Origin of the sequence: Campylobacter hyointestinalis subsp. lawsonii, assembly GCF_013372165.1 — a bacterium.
Lineage (GTDB): Bacteria > Campylobacterota > Campylobacteria > Campylobacterales > Campylobacteraceae > Campylobacter > Campylobacter lawsonii.
In genome coordinates this window covers 1,769,708-1,786,594 of the sequence record NZ_CP053828.1, presented here as the reverse complement: position 1 = coordinate 1,786,594, position 16,887 = coordinate 1,769,708, and the positions used below count along the sequence as shown (strand labels likewise).

The following is a 16,887-nucleotide window of genomic DNA, read 5'->3' as shown; positions in this document are numbered from 1 at the left end:
ATAATGCGTATCAATAAATTTATTTCACACAATACAAACTACTCACGGCGTGAGGCTGATGAGCTTATCAAGGCTGGTAAGGTCAGTATAAATGGGCGAATTATAAGCGACTTATCAACCGATATCAAAGATGGCGATAAGGTAAGAATCGGCTCAAGGCTAGTTAAGCTCAAAAAAGAATTTAGCGTCATAGTCTATAACAAGCCAAAAGGCGAGCTAGTAACCAAAAGGGACGATCGTGGCAGAAGGACGATTTATGATAGTTTGCCACGGGGATTTTCTAAATTTATTAGTATCGGTAGGCTAGATTTTGCTAGTGAGGGGCTTTTGCTTTTGACTGACGCTCCTGCGATTGCTCAGGCTCTTATGGATAGCGATATAGAGCGTGAATACTACCTAAAAATTAAAGGCAATATCACAGAACAAGTGATAAATGCGATGCGTGAGGGGTTTTTTGCTAAGGACGCCACCAAAGGAGCTCACGCCAAAACAAAGCAAATTTCAATGGAATTTAAACCATTTTTAGCTTATAGAATCATAAGCCAAAGTGGCGGCTACACAAGGCTAAAAGTCATCATAAATGAAGGGCAAAATAGAGAGTTAAGAAGGTTTTTTGGGTATTTTGATCTTGAAGTTATGGATCTAAAGCGAGTTAGCTTTGGTAGGGTTAGCTTAGATCAATTAGGCGAGGGGAAATGGCGATATTTTACGAATTCTGAATATGATGATTTAAGAGATTTTTTAAAACAAAATGGAGTGAGGTATTAAGAATAAAAATGATACGAGAACTTTTAATTATTGATTTTATAAAGCCATTTTTAGATATTAAGGAAGTAAAAACTGGCAATGAAATTTATGAATTTTTTAAAAGCATTTGTGGTAAAAATGATTTTAATTCACTCTATATTTTGAATTTTATTTATAAATTTATTTGCAGCGATGAAGTTTCAAAACGAAAAAGTAGTGCAAGAGAATTTGAGGATTTGTTTTCAGTTTTATTTGGCGGAATTGTTACGGATACGCAAAATAGGAAAAATTTACAATACGAAGTGAGTGAGTTTTTTGCAAATGTAAAAGATAAAATTGCAGGAAATAAGAGAGAAAAAGCTGATATTATTTTCCCAAATGGCTACGCTTTAAGCCTAAAAACTTTAATAGCCGAAAATAAAGAAATCAACATGGGAAGTTTTGAGAAAAAAGTTTTATTTGACGGCTTAGGTTTAGAAAGTTTTTTAACCGAGCGAAAAAATAATTCCGGAATAGGGCTTGGCTCAATTCCACAATTTACTAAACTTTTGGAAGTTTTAAAAACAGCTAAAAAAAGCGAAATTTTTTACGAGCGATTTAGACAAATGACAAAATTTATTTATGGCGATGATTTGCTCGTGGCAATCAAAGAAAACGATAAACTTACTTTAAATTTTTTCAGCGGAAATGAAATTTTTGAAATTTTCAGCTCATTTTGTCAAAATACAGATTTAACAAAAATCATAAATCGCTATGAAGGAAATAGTTTGCGAATTGATAGAGATACGCTTTTAAAATTTTGTAAAAAAGTAGTAGTTTTAAAATTTGATAGATTGCAAAATTCGGTTTTAGAACTAATAAATGAATTTGATACCACGCTTCATAAAAATTACGCAAGATATTTCAACGGCGATAAAAATGTCAAAAATGAAACTTTGCAAATCTTAAAAGATTTGTTTGAAAATTTTGATAATAGGCTTAAAAATGCCTAGAGTTATTTCGCTTTTTAGCGGTTGTGGTGGGCTGGATTTAGGTTTTTTAAAAGCCGATTTTGAAGTGATTTTCGCAAACGATATTGATAGTGATGCTTGTAAAACTTATGAAAAAAATTTAAAACACAAAATAAAATGCCTTGATATTTATAAGCTTGACACAACCGAAATTCCAAACGCCGATATTTTAATTGGTGGCTTTCCTTGTCTTGGTTTTACTGTTGCAAATGGTAAAAATCGAGATTTAAACAGCAAATATAACTCGCTTTATTTGCAATATGCAAGAGTTTTAAAGGCAAAACAGCCGAAATGTTTTTTGGTTGAGAATGTCGTTGGCATAAAAGCTGGCGAAAAATTTGCCGAAAATTTTGAAAATGCAATTTTAAAATCTTTTAAAGATTGCGGCTATAGAGTTAAATTTAAAATTTTAAACGCAAGTGATTTTTTGGTAGCACAAAATCGCCGTAGAGTGATAATTTTGGGCGTTAGAAATGATGTAAAAGGCGAAATAAATTTTCCAAAGCCATTTGAGAAAAAATTTACTCTTTTTGATGCAATCGGTGATTTGTCTGAAAATTTTGACGAAAATGTGCCAAATCATACAGGCTCGGCACACGGCGTAAAAATAAATGGCTATGTAGGAAACCGAATTTTAGACTGGCAAAAACCAAGCCCAACAATAACGGGGCGTGGCAGTAGAAGCGGTGGAGCCGTAATTCATCCACATCCAAATTTAAAACGTCGTTTGAGTGTGCGAGAATGTGCTAGACTTCAAAGTTTCCCAGATGATTTTATATTTTTAGGCTCAAATTCAGCTTGTTACGCTCATATAGGAAATGCAGTAGCTCCTCTTTTTGCATTTTTTATAGCAAATGAATTTAGAGAATTTTTTGGACTTAAAAAGATAGATATTAAAAAAATCAAATGGAATTTGCCATATTTAAAATAGTTTTAAGGAGCAGCAATGAAGAAAATTTATAAAATAGATGCTGATTTTTTCGAACAAGAAATTTAATAAATAGTATAATTATGCGTCGAAGTGATCGTGAATTAGATCAAGAGATTGCCTTGAAGATTATAGATGAGTGTCAGTATGCGACTCTTAGCTGTATAGATGAAAATAATGAGATATTTAGTATTCCTATCTCTATAGCTAGAGATGGTATGAGTATCTATATCCACGGAGCAAAAACTGGCTCAAAAGCTAGATTATATAAAGATGGTAAAAATGTGGAGCTAGTCGCCGTTAGCCAAAACAGAGTGCCTACGCCTAGCTATGAGTTTTGTGAGAGTATCAAAGACAGCGCTAGTAAGCTTGGAAGTAATATTTTTACTACTGAGTATCTAAGTGCCATAGCCAAAACCAAGGCTTATGAAGTTACTAATGAGAGCCAAAAGATAAAAGCTTTGGAGTTATTGTGTAGAAAATACACACCTGACTATATGGATTATTTCAAAACAGCGGCATATGGCTTACTTGATATAACTAGCATTTACGAATTAAAGATAAAATGTTTGAGTGCTAAAGCAAAGATTATTAAATAAAGGATCAATACTATGAAGCGTATCATGCAAGAGCGTTTTTCGTGTCGCAACTTCACGAATCAAAAAATCAAAGATGAAAATATCAAAGAAATACTAGATCTAGTTAGGCTTACACCAAGCTCGTGCGGACTTGAGCCGTGGAAATTTATGGTCGTGAGTAAAGAAAGCGATCTAGCAGAACTTAGCGAAGTTTGCAACTCACAAAAGCAAGTAAAAGAGTGCTCGCATGCGATCATTATTATCGCTAGAAATGATCTTAAAGGAAATTGCGATTTTCTAAGACAACAAGTAGATAGAAGACCACGCACGCCTGAGCGTCTTCAAAAAGCTATGGATTACTTCGCAGCTCGCTTTGATCCACAAACTAGCGATGAGATAATGACTTATGCTACTTTTCAGTGCTATATGGCTTGTGCAAATTTAGTCAATATAGCCGAGGATTTGAATATTAAAAGCTGTATAATAGCTGGATTTGATAGCCAAAAATTGACTAAATTTGTTAATTTAGGAGAAAATTTCAAACCCGTTTTAGTCGTAGCTTTAGGATATAGCGATGAGAGCGTCCCTCCAAAAATAAGACAAAGCCTAGATCAAGTCGTAATCTACAAATAATAAATTTGATAAATTGCTAAAAAGGAGCTTTATGGAAGTAAGACTACTAAATTTCACTCCGCTTTGGGTCTGTTCAAATGCGATCCGCACTTGTTGGCAGAGCTTTGATAAAGGCGATAATGGCGGCGAAATAGATCTAGCTTTAATCGATCGAGTAGGTAATAAACTCAAACACGCAAGCACGCTAGAGCATCTATTTTACAACTTCTACATAAAAGGCATTAGTAGAGCTTGCTTACAAGAGTTAGCCCGTCACCGAATAGCAAGTCTAAGCGTAAAATCCACACGCTATACGCTAAAAGAGCTAAAAAATGAAAGTGAGTTTAAGCCTAATGACTTTGATAACGCAAGTAGGTATTTAGTACTAACTGGCAATGAATTTGTCGATAACGCAAGTATAAACGCACTTGAAAACTTACGCCAAATTCTAAACCAAAACACAAGCTTAGATATAGCAAAATACTGCCTTCCAGAGAGCTATAAAACAGAGCTTAGTTGGAGTATAAATGCTAGAAGTTTGCAGAATTTCTTAAGCCTTAGAAGCTCAAAATCCGCCTTATGGGAGATAAGAGATCTAGCAAATTTAATACACCAAAATTTGCCAGATGAGCATAAATTTATTTACGAAAATTGCCTTACAAAACCAGAATAAAGCGACAAAAATGGCAAAAACTATCATAGAAGTAGAAAAACAAACAGGGATTTCATCTAGGACTATTAGATTTTGGCTATCAAAAGGGCTTTTTCCCTTTGTTGAGCGTGACAAAAACGGCGTGAATTATTTCAGCGATAGAGATATTGAGTGGGTTATGTGGGTGGATTGTTTTAGAAAAACTGGTATGAGCATAGAAAAAATCAAACATTACATAACCTTAGCCCAAAAAGGCAAAAGTAGTGCAGCTCTTAGATTAAAAATGATAGAAGACCAACAAGCACTCGTCAAATCTGAGATAAAAAAACTAGAAGAGATAGATAAGAAACTTGATTATAAAATAAGTTATTATAAAAATATGATAGTCAGTGATGAAGATACGATCAATCCAGTAAGCAAGGATTATGAGGGCGTAATGACCCTTAAAAAAAAGTCTGCTAGATAAATACAGGAATTTAAATAAGCTAAATTCCTACTTCTCTTTTAAATTCAAAATTAAATTTCAAATATTTTTCCCCTTGACAAATACCTAGTGTTAGGCTTTATAATGCTATCAACATTAAACCAAGGAGATAGAGTGAAAACAAGACGCGAATTTATAAAAGAAGCTAGCGGTTTGCTGGGCGTTTTGAGCTTGACTTAGCAAATGCTTTTTTCACAAAATAAAGGAGATATTATGCAAACAGTTAGATTAAACAACGATGTTTTGATGCCTATTTTAGGCTATGGTGTGTATCAGATAAATGATCTTAAAGAGTGTCAAAGATGCGTAGAAGACGCATTTAGCGTAGGTTATAGATCTATTGATATAGCTCAGTCGTATTTCAACGAAGAAGCAGTTGGTGCGGCGATAAAATCAAGCGGCATCAAAAGAGAAGAGCTTTTCATCACGACAAAGCTTTGGATAAGTGATGCAAATGAAGATAGGGCTTTAAAAGCTTTTGATGTTTCGCTTAAAAAACTAGGTCTTGATTATCTAGACTTGTATCTTATACACCAGCCTTTTGGTGATGTTTATGGAGCTTGGAGAGCGATGAGCAAACTATATAAAGAAGGTAAGATAAGAGCCATAGGCGTTAGCAACTTTTACCCAGATAGACTTGTGGATTTTTGTCTAAATAACGAGATAAAACCAGCTATCAATCAAATCGAGTGCAATCCTATGCACTCACAAGAATACGCTAAAAATGTTATGAGCGAATTTGGTGTAGCAATGGAGTCATGGGCGCCTTTTGGAGAGGGAAAAAGTGGAATGTTTAGTAACCAGACTATAGCGAGTATAGGTAAAAAGTATGGTAAAACAAATGCTCAAGTGATACTAAGATGGCTGATACAAAGGGGTATAATCGTCATCCCAAAAACAGTCCGCAAAGAAAGGATGATAGAAAATATCAGCGTATTTGATTTTAGCTTAGATGAAAGCGATATGAGTTTAATGGCTGGGTTAGATAGCGGAAAAAGTCTGTTTTTCGATCACCGAGATCCCGAGAAAGTCAAATTTTTAAACGGGCTTGTTAGATGAGCTTAAATCAAATTCTAAGTCTAAAAAAAGGCGAGGGCAAGTTCTTATTTATAGCCGTGCTTTTTATCTTTAGCTTGTTTGTTAGCTACTCTTTGCTAAGACCTATTAGAGAAGCTTTGGGTATAAGTGGCGGAACTGGTGAGCTAAAATGGCTGTTTTTAGGAACTTTTATAGCCACGATAGTAGGATCTATTTTGGCTATGATTTTAAGTGGAATGATAAAACGCAAGCTTTATACAGACTTTATTTTTGGTTTTTTTGCGCTAAATTTGATAGGCTTTTTCGCCCTTTTACATCAAATTCCTCAGGGCAGTGAAGCTTACTTGATCGTTGCTAGAAGCTTTTATATCTGGGTGAGCGTTTTTAACATTTTTGTGGTCAGCACCGCTTGGAGTTTGCTAGCTGATGTTTTTAGCAAAGAAAGAAGTGCTAGATTATTTGGAATTATCTCGGCTGGAGCTAGTTTAGGCGGGATTTTTGGAGCATTTTTCGTATCGGTTTTGAGTAAATTTATAGATCTTCCTAGCTTTATCTTTATCTCTATAATTTGTCTTGGCATCTCTATAGCGCTAAAAAATTTACTTATCAAAGAAGCTCTTGGTTTAGAAACGCTAAATTTACAAAGCGGTTTTGTAAGTATAAAAGATAGATTTGACAAACCTATCGGTTCTAAAAATCCATTTGTGGGATTTTTCTTGATCATAAAGTCGCGTTATCTACTGGCTCTGCTAGGATTCATACTGCTACTTACTAGCGTTTCAACATTTTTGTATATGGAACAAGCAAGGATAATCTCTGGCATGTTTGAGAGCAGGGAAGCAAGGGCGGCAGCGTTTGCAAATATCGATTTTATAGTTCAACTTTCAAGTTTTGCGATACAAATTTTCATAACTTCAAAAATAGTTCAGTTTTTTGGTATCAAATGGCTTTTAGGTACGCTTGGTTTTGTAGTTGCTTTGGGATTTGTTTTGCTTGCATTTTATCCTGTTTTTGGGGTTTTGGTGCTTGTGATGAGCATAAGACGCATAGGCGAGTATGCACTTGTAAAACCAGGTAGAGAAATGCTTTTCGTGCCACTTGATAGCGAAAGCAAGTATAAAGTCAAAAATTTCTTTGATACGGTGGTATATAGAGCCGGGGATTCTATGAGCGCTGCGCTTGAGGGAGCTATAGCAAAGATCAGTATAACTGCTGTTTTATTTGTCGGCGCTTTGATATCGTTTATCTGGGGAAGTCTTGGAGTTTATCTTGGTAAGAGATATGAAAAAGATGAATTTACAAAGGAAAATATATGAAATTCGTAAATTTATCTAAGAAGCGATAAAAGCCGTAAAAAATGGTCACAATGCAAAAAAATAATAAAAGGAGTGAAATGTGAAAAGAAGAGCGTTCTTAAAAGGTGCTGCTTTGGCGGTTGGTGTGGTAGCTTTAGGATCAAATTTAAATGCAAAAACATATGATAAAAGTAAGGAAAATAAAATGAATACTCAAGTTTGGTATATAACTGCAGCAAGCGGCGGCCTAGGACTTGCTTTGGCAAAATATCTCTTAAGCAAAGGAGATAAAGTCGCAGGAACTAGCAGAAATTTAAAAAATATCATAGACAAACTAGGAAAAGAGAGCGAGAATTTCTTGCCTTTAGAGCTTAAATTTGGCGAGAAAATGAGTGAAAATATAGAAGCAAATATCGCTGCTATAAAGTCTAAATTCGGCAGACTTGATAATGTAGTAAATAACGCTGGATATGGGCTTCTTGGCTTTGTTGAAGAGACAAGCGAAGAAGATCTTAGGGCGCAGTTTGAAGTAAATGTTTTCGCACCGTTTCTTGTAGCAAAACACGCCTTGAAGCTAATGCGTCCACAAGCCATTAGCGAGGGTGGAAATGCACAAAATGTGAGAGCTAGGATATTTAATCTTAGCTCGATAGGTGGATTTAGAGTTACAAATAATTCTACGCCATATTGTATGAGTAAATTTGCTTTGAGTGCATTTAGTGAGGGGCTTTTGCTAGATCTTAAAGACTTTGGGATTCACAGCGTAAATATAATGCCAGCAGGCTTTAGAACAGAGTTTTTAGGTGCTAGCATGCAGTTAAGCAGAGATAAGATCGGCGATTATGACGCAAAAAGAGAAGCTTTTGAAGCACACGCGAAAAACTATAGCGGCAAACAAGCTGGCAATCCAGCTAAATTTGCAGAGATTTTGTATAACGTCTCAAGAATGCAAGAGCCGCCATTTAGCCTATTTTTAGGTGCAGCAGCGTTTAGTTCTGCTAGAAATAAAATAGCTTGGTTAGAAGAAGATATGAAAAATACGGAGCATTACGCCAGAAGCGCGGCAGACTTTGAAAACTCAGCAGAAAGTGCATTTAGCACTAGATAGGAGAAAGAAATGAACAAAGTATTAGTAGCTTATTTTTCAGCAAGCGGACAAACTATGCGTCTTGCAAAAACTATAGCAGAAGTAAGTGGCGGCGATATCTACGAGATAATACCTACTCAAAAATACACTTCTTTAGATCTTGACTGGCATGACTCAAACAGTCGCTCAAGCGTGGAGATGAGAAATCCTGATTCTCGTCCGTCTATATCAAATTTAAAACCGAATTTAGACGGCTATGATAGCGTTTTCATAGGATTTCCGATATGGTGGTACGAAGCGCCACGCATTATACAGACATTTTTAGAGAGCTTTGAGTGGAGTGGTAAAAATATAGTGGTTTTTGCTACTTCTGGTGGAAGCGGTTTAGGGCAGAGCGTGGAAATTTTGAAAAAATCTTGCAATGCAAATTTCAAAGACGCAAAAGTGCTAAGCTCAAGTACAAATAGTGCTAACATAAAAAAATGGCTGGAGAGCTTAGGTATTTGAACTATTTAAATTTAGGCTTATAACAAGAGTTATAAGCCTTTATTTGGCTAAATTTAGCCGAATATTTTTTCTAAATGTTTGCGATAGTTTTGTAAATACAGCTGGACTTGCGGATCTTTAACGACATCGTTGCAGATGAATGTAGGTAAAGCTTTCATTCCTAAAAACTCATGCGCTTTGTGAAGGTGCAGATACACGCCATCAACGCCTACACCGCCAAAAAAATGATCTTTTTTTGTAAATGCTTCAAGAGGAGCGTTCCAAGTAAGACTAAACATATATTTTTTGCTAGTAGCTAGACCGCCTGAGCCGTATTTGGCTGATTCATCTTTTCTACTTCTGCCGTCATTGGCGTATAAAACTCCATAACCAGCGCTAAAAACTTCATCTATGTATTTTTTAACTATCCAAGGCTCACCCATCCACCAGCCAGGCATTTGCCAGATGATCGCATCAGCATCTGCTATCTTTTGTAGTTCTGTTTTTACATCATAGCCGTCATCGATTTTGGTTTCTTGCACATTTATGCCTAAATTTAGTAAAGTAGTTTTTGCTTCATTTTGTAAAGTTGCATTTAACACGCCTTTTGAGCTTCCAAATATCTTTGCACCATTTATCAATAATACATTTTTCATAGTTATCCTTGTTTAAAAATTAACAACATTATAATGCTAGTTTTTAAATTTATAATCGATCTGTAATTTAAAACGGCTATAGATACGTCTTATGATTGCTCATAAGTGGCTTTTGTGTTTATGGTATCTAAACATTTTTCAAAGCTTGGTTAAAGCATAGATCGCTAGAAAGTATAAAAATAAAATGATATTTTTTATTTTTTTGTCATAAAATATTTCTAAATTTATATAAATTTGATTGTTCGTATGAAGCATATCTAAAATAAGTGGCCGGGAGAAAGGGATTCGAACCCCTGGAGGCTTTCACCTCAACGGTTTTCAAGACCGCCGCTTTCGACCACTCAGCCATCTCCCGAGTGAAGTAAATTTAAGCTATTCTGTAGCTTTGTGTATCTTTTCTTTTGACCATTGGTAGGCATTATTTGAATCTTCTTTTATGCCGTGCCAAGTATTAGAACAACCAAAAAATGCAGTTATCATAAGCGTCATAATAAAGTAACGCATAAAAACTCCTAAATGTTTTGGAGGCGACACCCAGATTCGAACTGGGGGTAAAAGCTTTGCAGGCTTCTGCCTTACCACTTGGCCATGTCGCCGTGCAAACAAATGCTAAATTTTGGTGGTGCCCAGAGCCGGACTTGAACCGGCACGGAAAAAATATCCGAGGGATTTTAAGTCCCTTGTGTCTACCATTCCACCACCTGGGCAGATAAAAAATGGAGCGGGAAACGAGATTCGAACTCGCGACCCCAACCTTGGCAAGGTTGTGCTCTACCCCTGAGCTATTCCCGCAAATTTTTTAAGAGTTGAAATAATATCAAAAGAAACCTTAAAAATTTATTTGAAATTATTAATTTTTTGGGCGATTTCAAAAAAATCTAAGTAAAAAGCTGGTAATATTTCAAACGCATTTTAAATTCTGCATATTTTTTGGGGTTATAGCTCAGCTGGGAGAGCGCTTGAATGGCATTCAAGAGGTCGGCGGTTCGATCCCGCTTAACTCCACCATTAATCACTTAAGATATCAAATTTATAACTTAACATTAAAAATATTTATTTAAATATCGCAAATTTAACCTCTTTAAATTTCTATAAGATATATAAATTTATCCAAGAGAATAAATATCAAAAGAATATCAAAATGGTATTTGGCTATAAATTTAATAATCCAAATACCATTAAGTATCATCTATCTATGATTTTTTGGCTATTTACTCAGCCTTTCTATAAATGCTTCTTGATATTTTGGTAGTTGCGAGTGGCTCACTCCTTGAAATACAAGCGGCGGTAGATACGTCATACCACAATGTAGTGCGCTTGCTTTCATAGGTGTAAATACGTCCGCTAATTCCATTCCTATACGTCCGTTTTTACCGTATGTAGACGCTCCTCCAGCAGCCGTAGAAACTACTAACATTTCTTTGCCTTGCCATAGCCCTGGACCGACGCTTCCCCACGTTTCATTTAGATAGGCCTTCATCATAGGTGTGATGTTAAACCAGTGAGTCGGAAATAAAAACACGATCCGCTCATGTTCGCGTGTGATCTGGCGCTCTTTTTCACCGTCGATAAATCGCGTGTCATAACCATAAATTTCTTCCAAATCACGAATAGTCACGTTGCCGACAGTTTGTGCCGCTTCTTTAAGTCCTTTAAAAAATGTGCTTGTTTCTTTATAGGGATTAGAAGCGATGATGAGTGTTTTTACCGGCGCATCTTCCCCAAAAGCAGCACCAAAGATCAGCATAAGCCCTAAAAGTAGTTTTTTCATATCTATCCTTTAATCATTTGACTGTTTAGTTGCTTCTTTAGCAGCAGCCTTATACTCTTCATCACTTACTTTTTCTAACCAAACTGTTTTATTGTCTTTAGCATCCATGATCGATAAATGAGCCATCCACGTAGTAGCTCCGCCGGCGTGAAAATGTTTTTCATTTGGATCTATCTTGACTATGTCTCCTAGTTCGATTATCCTAGCTACTTTACCAGCGCTTTTATAAATTCCGCTTCCTGCTGTAACTACTAGAGCTTGTCCTGCTGTGTGATAGTGCCAGTCTGTGCGACTGCAAGGCTCGAAAGTTACGTTAGATATATTTACTTTTCTACCGCTTTTTCCATCGTCTAAGTTATTTAGATATGTTGTGCCGGTAAAAAATTTACTGTATGGATTTATTTCTCCAAGCTCAAAAGGTTGTTTGAAATTTTTAGCCTCATCAGCCATAATTGTTTCTCCTAAAAGTGTTAAGATGGTTAAACTTGATAGCAATTTTTTCATTTTATCTCCTTATTTTTCTTTATATGGCGCGGTTTCGTTTATCGCACTTAGTGCATTTAGTGAGCGTGGATAGCCTATGTAAGGCACCAAAAGTGTGACTACTGATATGAGTTTTACTCTATCGTTGCCTAATCTTATATTTCCTGTGATATGAGCTTTTAGTTGTGATTCCACTCCACCAAGACTCGCTAGTATCACAAACGTAAGTAGTTCTCTAAATTTCAAATCCAAACCGGTTCTAGTGTAATAATCCCCAAAGCAATTAGCGCTTAGAAAGTCGGCAAAATGTCTAGTGTCTGGAGTATATGAGTCTTTGTGGTTTCTCATTCTCTCGCCAAATATATCAATTTGTGCTTGTAAGCCTTTTTCGTATCGATCGTCTTTAGAGACGGTTTGTTGCGATTTTTGCTTTGTATCTATACCTCTTTTAGTAAAGACCGCGTTCATCGCTCTGGTAAATTGCGCTGTTTTTCCTATGCCTGCATAAGGAGTAGTGTGGTATAAGGTCTCTTTTATGCTTACTGTATCTACTCCTAAGTTTAAAGCTGCATTTACCATATGTTCGTACTCGTTTTCTCCGCCACTTGCCACCAAGCTAGCCATAATGATCAAAACCGCGGTTTTATGATCTATGCCTGATTTTTCTAAACTCTCATCAAAAGCGAAATTTATATAATTGCTTATAAATTCTGGATCACTGTATCCAACTGGTAGTTCTGTGGTTTTTAAAAAAGCGATAAAGTTTTCTTTAGCTTTTGGGGTGAGATTTCGTATAGTATCTGTTTTCATTTGTGCTCCTGTATTTTGTGCTGCATTTAGTGTATCCGCACCAAGCGCCATACCACCAGCTGCGATAATAGCTCCATTTTTCATAAAATTTCTGCGACTTTGCATTCGTTCTCCTTTATAAATTTATTTAAATTTGCTAGACGTTTTGAGTAAGCTCAAATGATCGTAGAGCTTCTACTACGCGTTTGGCGTGTTCATTTGCTTTTCTTTGAATTTCATCTTTTTTAGATGAGCGCATAGAGTAACTAACTCCATATGTACAGACAAAACCTAAATTTTGCATTTGGGCTAAATTTGCCACAGCGTCCATAGGGTATAGAAATTCGCCTATTTCATGTTTCATAAATCCGTTTTTGCTATATGCTTCTTCGCCTGCTCCAGTCGTAAGAGAAAATAAAATCTTTTTTCCTTTTAGTTTATTTCCGGTGTTTCCGTGAGAAAAGCCGTGAGTAAAGACGTCCTCTACCCATTTTTGCATAGTTGAGGGCCACGAATACCAAAATAGTGGAAATTGCATAACGATAATATCGTGATCTAAAAGTAGTTGCTGTTCTTTTTTTTTTACGTCAAATTTATAATCCATACTTCCCAAATCTATTATGGTAGATGAGGGCAACAGCTCTTTTAAATTTGTTATGATATTTTTATTTGCTACTGAATCGCCTTGTAAATTTGTATGTCCTGAAACGATCAAAACTTTTTGTTGCATAGATAGATCCTTTTGATTTGCAAAAAGTGAGTTTATACCTCCAAAGCTTATAAAAGCACCTAAAGTCGCTGTTTTTTTGATGAAGTTTTTGCGATGATTCATTTTTTCCTTTGCTATTTTGAAAAATTATAAAGCATAACAGTAGGTGTATGTCAAGAGTATTTGCTAAATTTTTTAAATTTATATAGTGAATTATTTTTTAAATTTTGTTTTATAAACATAAAACAAAATTTATTATATATTTATCATTTTTGGATAAACTCGCCAAAAATTTAAAAGGAGACAAAATGAGTTTATATGACAGAAATTATACTCAAGATGTTGGCGTAGAAGAATCAAGCAGTGTTCAAACCGCTAGAGCTGAATTTGTAAAACAGACTTATAAACTTCTTACAGCATCACTTTTAGCAGCAACTGCGGGAGCTTATATCGGTGTTGATTATGTTAAGTCATTTAGCTGGATGCTTCTTATAGTAGAGTTTGCACTACTTTTTGGACTTATGTTTTCTAGGAAAAATCCTACTTTGGCTTTGGTAATGCTTTTTGGATTTACGTTTGTAAGCGGTCTTACTCTTGGCCCTGTGCTAAATACTTATATTGGCGCTGGTATGGGACACATTATCACTCAAGCATTTTTGATGACTAGCGTTGCTTTTGGTGGTTTAACTGTTTTTGCGTTTAACACAAAAAAAGACTTTTCGGCTATGGGCAAAATGCTATTTATAACTTTGATAGTTGTAGTGGTTGCAAGCTTACTAAATTTATTTTTCCAAAGTGCTATTTTAGCGACTATTGTAGCGGCTATCGGAGCTATACTTTTTAGTGCGTATATACTTTATGATACTCAAATGATAATTCGCGGTGGATATGATAGTCCTGTTTTAGCAGCAGTTGCTTTGTATCTTGATATACTAAATTTATTTATTTCGCTACTTCAACTTCTTGGTATATTTAGTAAAAACGAGTAGTTTTTCAAAGTGTCGCTTTTTAACAGCGGCACTTTTTAACTAAATTTTATATATTTACTGCTATAATCACGAGTTAATAATCTACTAAAAGGATATTTGTGAGTTCAGTTTTATTAGTTCTACAATTTATACTAGCCGTTATCATAACAATAGCTATTTTACTTCAAAAAAGTTCTTCGATCGGTCTTGGTGCATATAGCGGAAGCAATGAAAGCCTATTTGGCGCAAAAGGCCCTGCGGGATTTCTAGCAAAATTTACATTTTTTATGGGGTTATTGTTTATATTAAACACATTGGCTCTTGGCTATGCTTATAACCAAAGCTTAAGAAATTCAGTCGTAAATACTGATGAGTTTAAAGAATCCATAGTACCAGCACCAGCTACAACAGAGGCTCCAGTAGCACCAGAGGCACCCGTTGCACCAGCTCAATAATGCGGTCATTACTATTTTTACTAATTTTAATGCGCTCGATGTTTGCTGATGGGCATGTGCTCATTTATCATAGATTTGATGATAGCAGATATCCAAGTACAAATATTTCATCACAAAATCTTCGTAAGCAGTTTCAATTTTTCAAAGATCAAGGTTATGAGATAGTTCCTTTAGACAAGTTAGTAGAATATGTCAAAGACAAAAAACCAGTTCCTGATAACTGGATAGCTCTTACTATAGATGATGGATACAAGAGCTTTTATAAAAATGGATTTGAGATTTTTAAGGAATTTGGTTATCCTTTTACTCTTTTTATATACGTAGAAGCTTCAGCTAAAAAATACGGGGATTTTTTGACCTTTGAAGATATAAAAGAGATACAAAAATATCCTGGCGCATCTGTGGCTTATCATAGCTATTCTCATCTTAATATGGCTAGTTTAGGAGATGAAGAGCTTAAATACGACTTTGAGCAAGGTATAAAAGCATTTGAAAACGAACTAGGATTTAAACCGAAATATTTTAGCTATCCATATGGCGAGTATGATGCTGATGTTAAAAGATTGATAAAAGAATATAAATTTGATGGCGCATTTAACCAAGACTCTGGCGCCATAGGCGAAGATGCGGATCTCTTAAGCTTAGATAGAATTCCTTCGATGAACGGAACAAATTTAAAAGCCATATTATCAAGTAAATTTTTAAAAGCTGATTTTATCTTACCTTTAACATATCCAAAAAACAATATCTTAGATAAAGTAGTGGCTAAAATAGACGAAAATACGACCGAAGCTTACTTATATATAACCGGACTTGGAACTAGAAAAGTAAAAGTAAATAACGGCGTGATCGATGAAGAAATCTCTGAAAAGATAGACAAAAGACGAGTTAGAATAATAATAACAGACAAACACAAAACTGCAACACAACTCATAGTAAAGGAATAAAAATGTTAAATGAAATTTATAACAATCAAAAAGCTTACTGCGATAAAGCATTAGAGGCTTTAAAACGTGATTTTGGCACACTTAGAACAGGCAAAGTAAGCATAAATATAGTAGATCATATCTATGTTGATTATTATGGTAGTCCTACTGCGTTAAATCAAGTTGCTACAGTCCTTACTACAGATGCTAGCACTATTTCTATCACTCCTTGGGAAAAAAGTATGCTAAAAACCATAGCTTCTGCGATACAAGCTGCAAATATCGGTGTCAATCCGAACAATGATGGCGAAAGCGTTAAGCTATTTTTTCCTCCGATGACTACAGAAGATAGACAAAAAAATGCAAAAGAGGCAAAATCTATGGGCGAAAAGGCGAAAGTCGCCATAAGAAATATCAGAAAAGATGCAAATGACGAAGTTAAAAAGATAGAAAAAGATAAGCTAGTAAGTGAAGATGAGATAAAAAAAGGTTATGACGAGGTTCAAAAGATAACAGATAGTTATATCGCAAAAGTGGATCAGATCGTCAAAGAAAAAGAGGCTGAGCTTTTAAAGGTTTGATTATGAATTTAGAAGAAATTTATCGTGATGCAAAGGCGTATCTAAAAGGGCATTTTTTGCTAAGTAGCGGAAATCATTCAGAGTATTATCTCCAAAGTGCAAAGGTGCTTGAAGATCCTATTTTGGCTGGTAAATTAGCAGATGAGCTTTTTAGAGTGATAGAAAAAGCTGGGGTTTTGTTTGACAGCGTTTGTTCTCCAGCACTAGGCGGAATTTTAGCAGGTTATGAGCTTGCACGTGCAGGTAAAAAGAGATTTATCTTTACTGAAAGAGTTGAGAAAGTCATGAGTTTAAGACGTGGTTTTAATGTCAGCAAAGGCGAGAGATTTATCATTTGCGAAGATATCATCACGACTGGCGGATCAGCTTTAGAAAGTGCAAAGATCATAGAAGAAAACGGCGGTGTGGTTGTTGGGTTTGCTGCACTTGCAAATCGCGGTTTTTGTAAGGTTGCAAATTTAAATAACGAAGCAAAAGCTAGCTGTAAATTGCCGTTTGATAAGCCACTTTTTGCTCTTGGAAATTTTGAATTTGAGATATATGAGCCTAGTGCTTGTCCTCTTTGTAAAACTGGAAGCAAGGCTATTAAGCCTGGAAGTCGTGGCAATTAGTTTGAATTTTAGTAAATTTAA

General features: G+C 35.4%; 22 protein-coding genes and 5 tRNA genes. 17 read left to right on the top strand and 10 right to left on the bottom strand.

The features are described 5' to 3' along the window. Positions 1-3: 3 nt before the first annotated feature. The 11 genes from CHLWT_RS09245 (at position 4) to CHLWT_RS09195 (ending at position 8,938) form a co-directional block, all read left to right on the top strand. Positions 4-768: a pseudouridine synthase gene (locus CHLWT_RS09245; RefSeq protein WP_086233589.1), complete on the top strand. Its 765-nt coding sequence runs from the start codon at positions 4-6 to the stop codon at positions 766-768. Positions 769-776: 8 nt separating this feature from the next. Further along, entirely contained in the window at positions 777-1,739 is a 963-nt protein-coding gene (locus tag CHLWT_RS09240; RefSeq protein ID WP_112000066.1) for a hypothetical protein, read from the top strand. After that, positions 1,732-2,688 (top strand): DNA cytosine methyltransferase, encoded by a 957-nt coding sequence (locus CHLWT_RS09235; protein ID WP_112000090.1) that lies wholly within the window; start codon positions 1,732-1,734, stop codon positions 2,686-2,688. The genes CHLWT_RS09240 and CHLWT_RS09235 overlap by 8 nt, the downstream gene beginning before the upstream one ends. A gap of 80 nt (positions 2,689-2,768) precedes the next feature. Continuing rightward, a complete protein-coding gene (locus CHLWT_RS09230) occupies positions 2,769-3,284 on the top strand; it encodes a pyridoxamine 5'-phosphate oxidase family protein (RefSeq protein ID WP_112000065.1) in 516 nt (171 codons plus the stop codon). A 12-nt stretch (positions 3,285-3,296) separates the two neighbouring features. Beyond that, positions 3,297-3,896 (top strand): nitroreductase family protein, encoded by a 600-nt coding sequence (locus CHLWT_RS09225; protein ID WP_059432522.1) that lies wholly within the window; start codon positions 3,297-3,299, stop codon positions 3,894-3,896. A 31-nt stretch (positions 3,897-3,927) separates the two neighbouring features. Next, the gene (gene thyX, locus CHLWT_RS09220) at positions 3,928-4,548 is read left to right on the top strand and encodes an FAD-dependent thymidylate synthase (protein ID WP_111950011.1); all 621 of its coding nucleotides are present in this window, start codon (positions 3,928-3,930) and stop codon (positions 4,546-4,548) included. A gap of 10 nt (positions 4,549-4,558) precedes the next feature. After that, positions 4,559-4,993: a MerR family transcriptional regulator gene (locus tag CHLWT_RS09215; RefSeq protein WP_112000064.1), complete on the top strand. Its 435-nt coding sequence runs from the start codon at positions 4,559-4,561 to the stop codon at positions 4,991-4,993. Positions 4,994-5,224: 231 nt separating this feature from the next. Further along, entirely contained in the window at positions 5,225-6,070 is an 846-nt protein-coding gene (locus tag CHLWT_RS09210; protein ID WP_112000063.1) for an aldo/keto reductase, read from the top strand. Next, a complete protein-coding gene (locus tag CHLWT_RS09205) occupies positions 6,067-7,365 on the top strand; it encodes an NTP/NDP exchange transporter (protein WP_112000062.1) in 1,299 nt (432 codons plus the stop codon). Before CHLWT_RS09210 ends, CHLWT_RS09205 begins: the two co-directional genes overlap by 4 nt. Before the next feature lie 79 nt (positions 7,366-7,444). Next, positions 7,445-8,452, top strand: a complete 1,008-nt coding sequence (locus CHLWT_RS09200; protein ID WP_112000061.1) for an SDR family oxidoreductase — start codon at positions 7,445-7,447, stop codon at positions 8,450-8,452. Positions 8,453-8,461: 9 nt separating this feature from the next. Continuing rightward, positions 8,462-8,938 (top strand): flavodoxin, encoded by a 477-nt coding sequence (locus tag CHLWT_RS09195; protein ID WP_112000060.1) that lies wholly within the window; start codon positions 8,462-8,464, stop codon positions 8,936-8,938. A gap of 53 nt (positions 8,939-8,991) precedes the next feature. Here CHLWT_RS09195 and CHLWT_RS09190 read toward each other — a convergent pair whose 3' ends face one another. From CHLWT_RS09190 to CHLWT_RS09170, 6 genes are all read right to left on the bottom strand, one after another. Beyond that, complete coding sequence (locus tag CHLWT_RS09190; RefSeq protein WP_112000059.1) at positions 8,992-9,573, bottom strand: NAD(P)H-dependent oxidoreductase; 582 nt, start codon at positions 9,571-9,573, stop codon at positions 8,992-8,994. A gap of 267 nt (positions 9,574-9,840) precedes the next feature. Then, a tRNA-Ser gene (locus CHLWT_RS09185) sits at positions 9,841-9,928 on the bottom strand. 17 nt (positions 9,929-9,945) lie between these two features. Next, positions 9,946-10,077, bottom strand: coding sequence for a hypothetical protein (locus CHLWT_RS09615; RefSeq protein ID WP_256365423.1), 132 nt, complete (start codon positions 10,075-10,077; stop codon positions 9,946-9,948). Between the two features lie 18 nt (positions 10,078-10,095). Continuing rightward, positions 10,096-10,169 (bottom strand) — tRNA-Cys (locus CHLWT_RS09180). A gap of 24 nt (positions 10,170-10,193) precedes the next feature. Then, a tRNA-Leu gene (locus CHLWT_RS09175) sits at positions 10,194-10,280 on the bottom strand. 10 nt (positions 10,281-10,290) lie between these two features. Next, positions 10,291-10,365 (bottom strand) — tRNA-Gly (locus CHLWT_RS09170). A 140-nt stretch (positions 10,366-10,505) separates the two neighbouring features. Between CHLWT_RS09170 and CHLWT_RS09165 the strand changes: the two genes are divergently transcribed. Next, positions 10,506-10,581, top strand: a tRNA-Ala gene (locus tag CHLWT_RS09165). 199 nt (positions 10,582-10,780) lie between these two features. On the opposite strand, the gene CHLWT_RS09160 is transcribed toward CHLWT_RS09165, so the two are convergent. The 4 genes from CHLWT_RS09160 to CHLWT_RS09145 are packed head-to-tail and all read right to left on the bottom strand — an operon-like array spanning position 10,781 to position 13,448. After that, positions 10,781-11,344, bottom strand: coding sequence for an NAD(P)H-dependent oxidoreductase (locus CHLWT_RS09160; RefSeq protein WP_112000058.1), 564 nt, complete (start codon positions 11,342-11,344; stop codon positions 10,781-10,783). 9 nt (positions 11,345-11,353) lie between these two features. Then, on the bottom strand, positions 11,354-11,848 hold the full coding sequence (locus CHLWT_RS09155) for a cupin domain-containing protein (RefSeq protein WP_112000057.1): 495 nt from the start codon (positions 11,846-11,848) through the stop codon (positions 11,354-11,356). 9 nt (positions 11,849-11,857) lie between these two features. Continuing rightward, complete coding sequence (locus CHLWT_RS09150) at positions 11,858-12,742, bottom strand: carboxymuconolactone decarboxylase family protein (RefSeq protein WP_244948777.1); 885 nt, start codon at positions 12,740-12,742, stop codon at positions 11,858-11,860. A 31-nt stretch (positions 12,743-12,773) separates the two neighbouring features. Then, positions 12,774-13,448 carry an NAD(P)H-dependent oxidoreductase gene (locus CHLWT_RS09145; RefSeq protein WP_211360605.1) on the bottom strand — a complete coding sequence of 225 codons (675 nt, stop codon included), beginning with the start codon at positions 13,446-13,448 and terminating at the stop codon, positions 12,774-12,776. Positions 13,449-13,633: 185 nt separating this feature from the next. Here CHLWT_RS09145 and CHLWT_RS09140 point away from each other — a divergent pair, with 185 nt between their 5' ends. The 5 genes from CHLWT_RS09140 (at position 13,634) to pyrE (ending at position 16,866) form a co-directional block, all read left to right on the top strand. After that, positions 13,634-14,314, top strand: a complete 681-nt coding sequence (locus tag CHLWT_RS09140) for a Bax inhibitor-1/YccA family protein (RefSeq protein ID WP_111949709.1) — start codon at positions 13,634-13,636, stop codon at positions 14,312-14,314. Between the two features lie 98 nt (positions 14,315-14,412). Beyond that, positions 14,413-14,748 carry a preprotein translocase subunit SecG gene (gene secG, locus CHLWT_RS09135; protein WP_063998917.1) on the top strand — a complete coding sequence of 112 codons (336 nt, stop codon included), beginning with the start codon at positions 14,413-14,415 and terminating at the stop codon, positions 14,746-14,748. Positions 14,749-14,786: 38 nt separating this feature from the next. Then, on the top strand, positions 14,787-15,695 hold the full coding sequence (locus CHLWT_RS09130) for a polysaccharide deacetylase family protein (protein ID WP_112000056.1): 909 nt from the start codon (positions 14,787-14,789) through the stop codon (positions 15,693-15,695). Between the two features lie 2 nt (positions 15,696-15,697). After that, positions 15,698-16,255 (top strand): ribosome recycling factor, encoded by a 558-nt coding sequence (frr, locus tag CHLWT_RS09125; protein ID WP_063998915.1) that lies wholly within the window; start codon positions 15,698-15,700, stop codon positions 16,253-16,255. A gap of 2 nt (positions 16,256-16,257) precedes the next feature. Continuing rightward, positions 16,258-16,866, top strand: coding sequence for an orotate phosphoribosyltransferase (pyrE, locus tag CHLWT_RS09120; RefSeq protein ID WP_111971214.1), 609 nt, complete (start codon positions 16,258-16,260; stop codon positions 16,864-16,866). Positions 16,867-16,887: the final 21 nt, after the last annotated feature.

Coding starts and splice junctions, on each gene's coding strand:
- pyrE (WP_111971214.1), top strand. CDS start 16,258: ATGAATTTAGAAGAAATTTATCGTGATGCAAAGGCGTATCTAAAAGGG.
- CHLWT_RS09210 (WP_112000063.1), top strand. CDS start 5,225: ATGCAAACAGTTAGATTAAACAACGATGTTTTGATGCCTATTTTAGGC.
- frr (WP_063998915.1), top strand. CDS start 15,698: ATGTTAAATGAAATTTATAACAATCAAAAAGCTTACTGCGATAAAGCA.
- CHLWT_RS09230 (WP_112000065.1), top strand. CDS start 2,769: ATGCGTCGAAGTGATCGTGAATTAGATCAAGAGATTGCCTTGAAGATT.
- CHLWT_RS09155 (WP_112000057.1), bottom strand. CDS start 11,848: ATGAAAAAATTGCTATCAAGTTTAACCATCTTAACACTTTTAGGAGAA.
- thyX (WP_111950011.1), top strand. CDS start 3,928: ATGGAAGTAAGACTACTAAATTTCACTCCGCTTTGGGTCTGTTCAAAT.
- CHLWT_RS09205 (WP_112000062.1), top strand. CDS start 6,067: ATGAGCTTAAATCAAATTCTAAGTCTAAAAAAAGGCGAGGGCAAGTTC.
- CHLWT_RS09225 (WP_059432522.1), top strand. CDS start 3,297: ATGAAGCGTATCATGCAAGAGCGTTTTTCGTGTCGCAACTTCACGAAT.
- CHLWT_RS09130 (WP_112000056.1), top strand. CDS start 14,787: ATGTTTGCTGATGGGCATGTGCTCATTTATCATAGATTTGATGATAGC.
- CHLWT_RS09240 (WP_112000066.1), top strand. CDS start 777: ATGATACGAGAACTTTTAATTATTGATTTTATAAAGCCATTTTTAGAT.
- CHLWT_RS09235 (WP_112000090.1), top strand. CDS start 1,732: ATGCCTAGAGTTATTTCGCTTTTTAGCGGTTGTGGTGGGCTGGATTTA.
- CHLWT_RS09150 (WP_244948777.1), bottom strand. CDS start 12,742: ATGCAAAGTCGCAGAAATTTTATGAAAAATGGAGCTATTATCGCAGCT.
- CHLWT_RS09145 (WP_211360605.1), bottom strand. CDS start 13,448: ATGAATCATCGCAAAAACTTCATCAAAAAAACAGCGACTTTAGGTGCT.
- CHLWT_RS09190 (WP_112000059.1), bottom strand. CDS start 9,573: ATGAAAAATGTATTATTGATAAATGGTGCAAAGATATTTGGAAGCTCA.
- CHLWT_RS09140 (WP_111949709.1), top strand. CDS start 13,634: ATGAGTTTATATGACAGAAATTATACTCAAGATGTTGGCGTAGAAGAA.
- CHLWT_RS09245 (WP_086233589.1), top strand. CDS start 4: ATGCGTATCAATAAATTTATTTCACACAATACAAACTACTCACGGCGT.
- CHLWT_RS09615 (WP_256365423.1), bottom strand. CDS start 10,077: ATGCGTTACTTTATTATGACGCTTATGATAACTGCATTTTTTGGTTGT.
- CHLWT_RS09195 (WP_112000060.1), top strand. CDS start 8,462: ATGAACAAAGTATTAGTAGCTTATTTTTCAGCAAGCGGACAAACTATG.
- CHLWT_RS09160 (WP_112000058.1), bottom strand. CDS start 11,344: ATGAAAAAACTACTTTTAGGGCTTATGCTGATCTTTGGTGCTGCTTTT.
- CHLWT_RS09215 (WP_112000064.1), top strand. CDS start 4,559: ATGGCAAAAACTATCATAGAAGTAGAAAAACAAACAGGGATTTCATCT.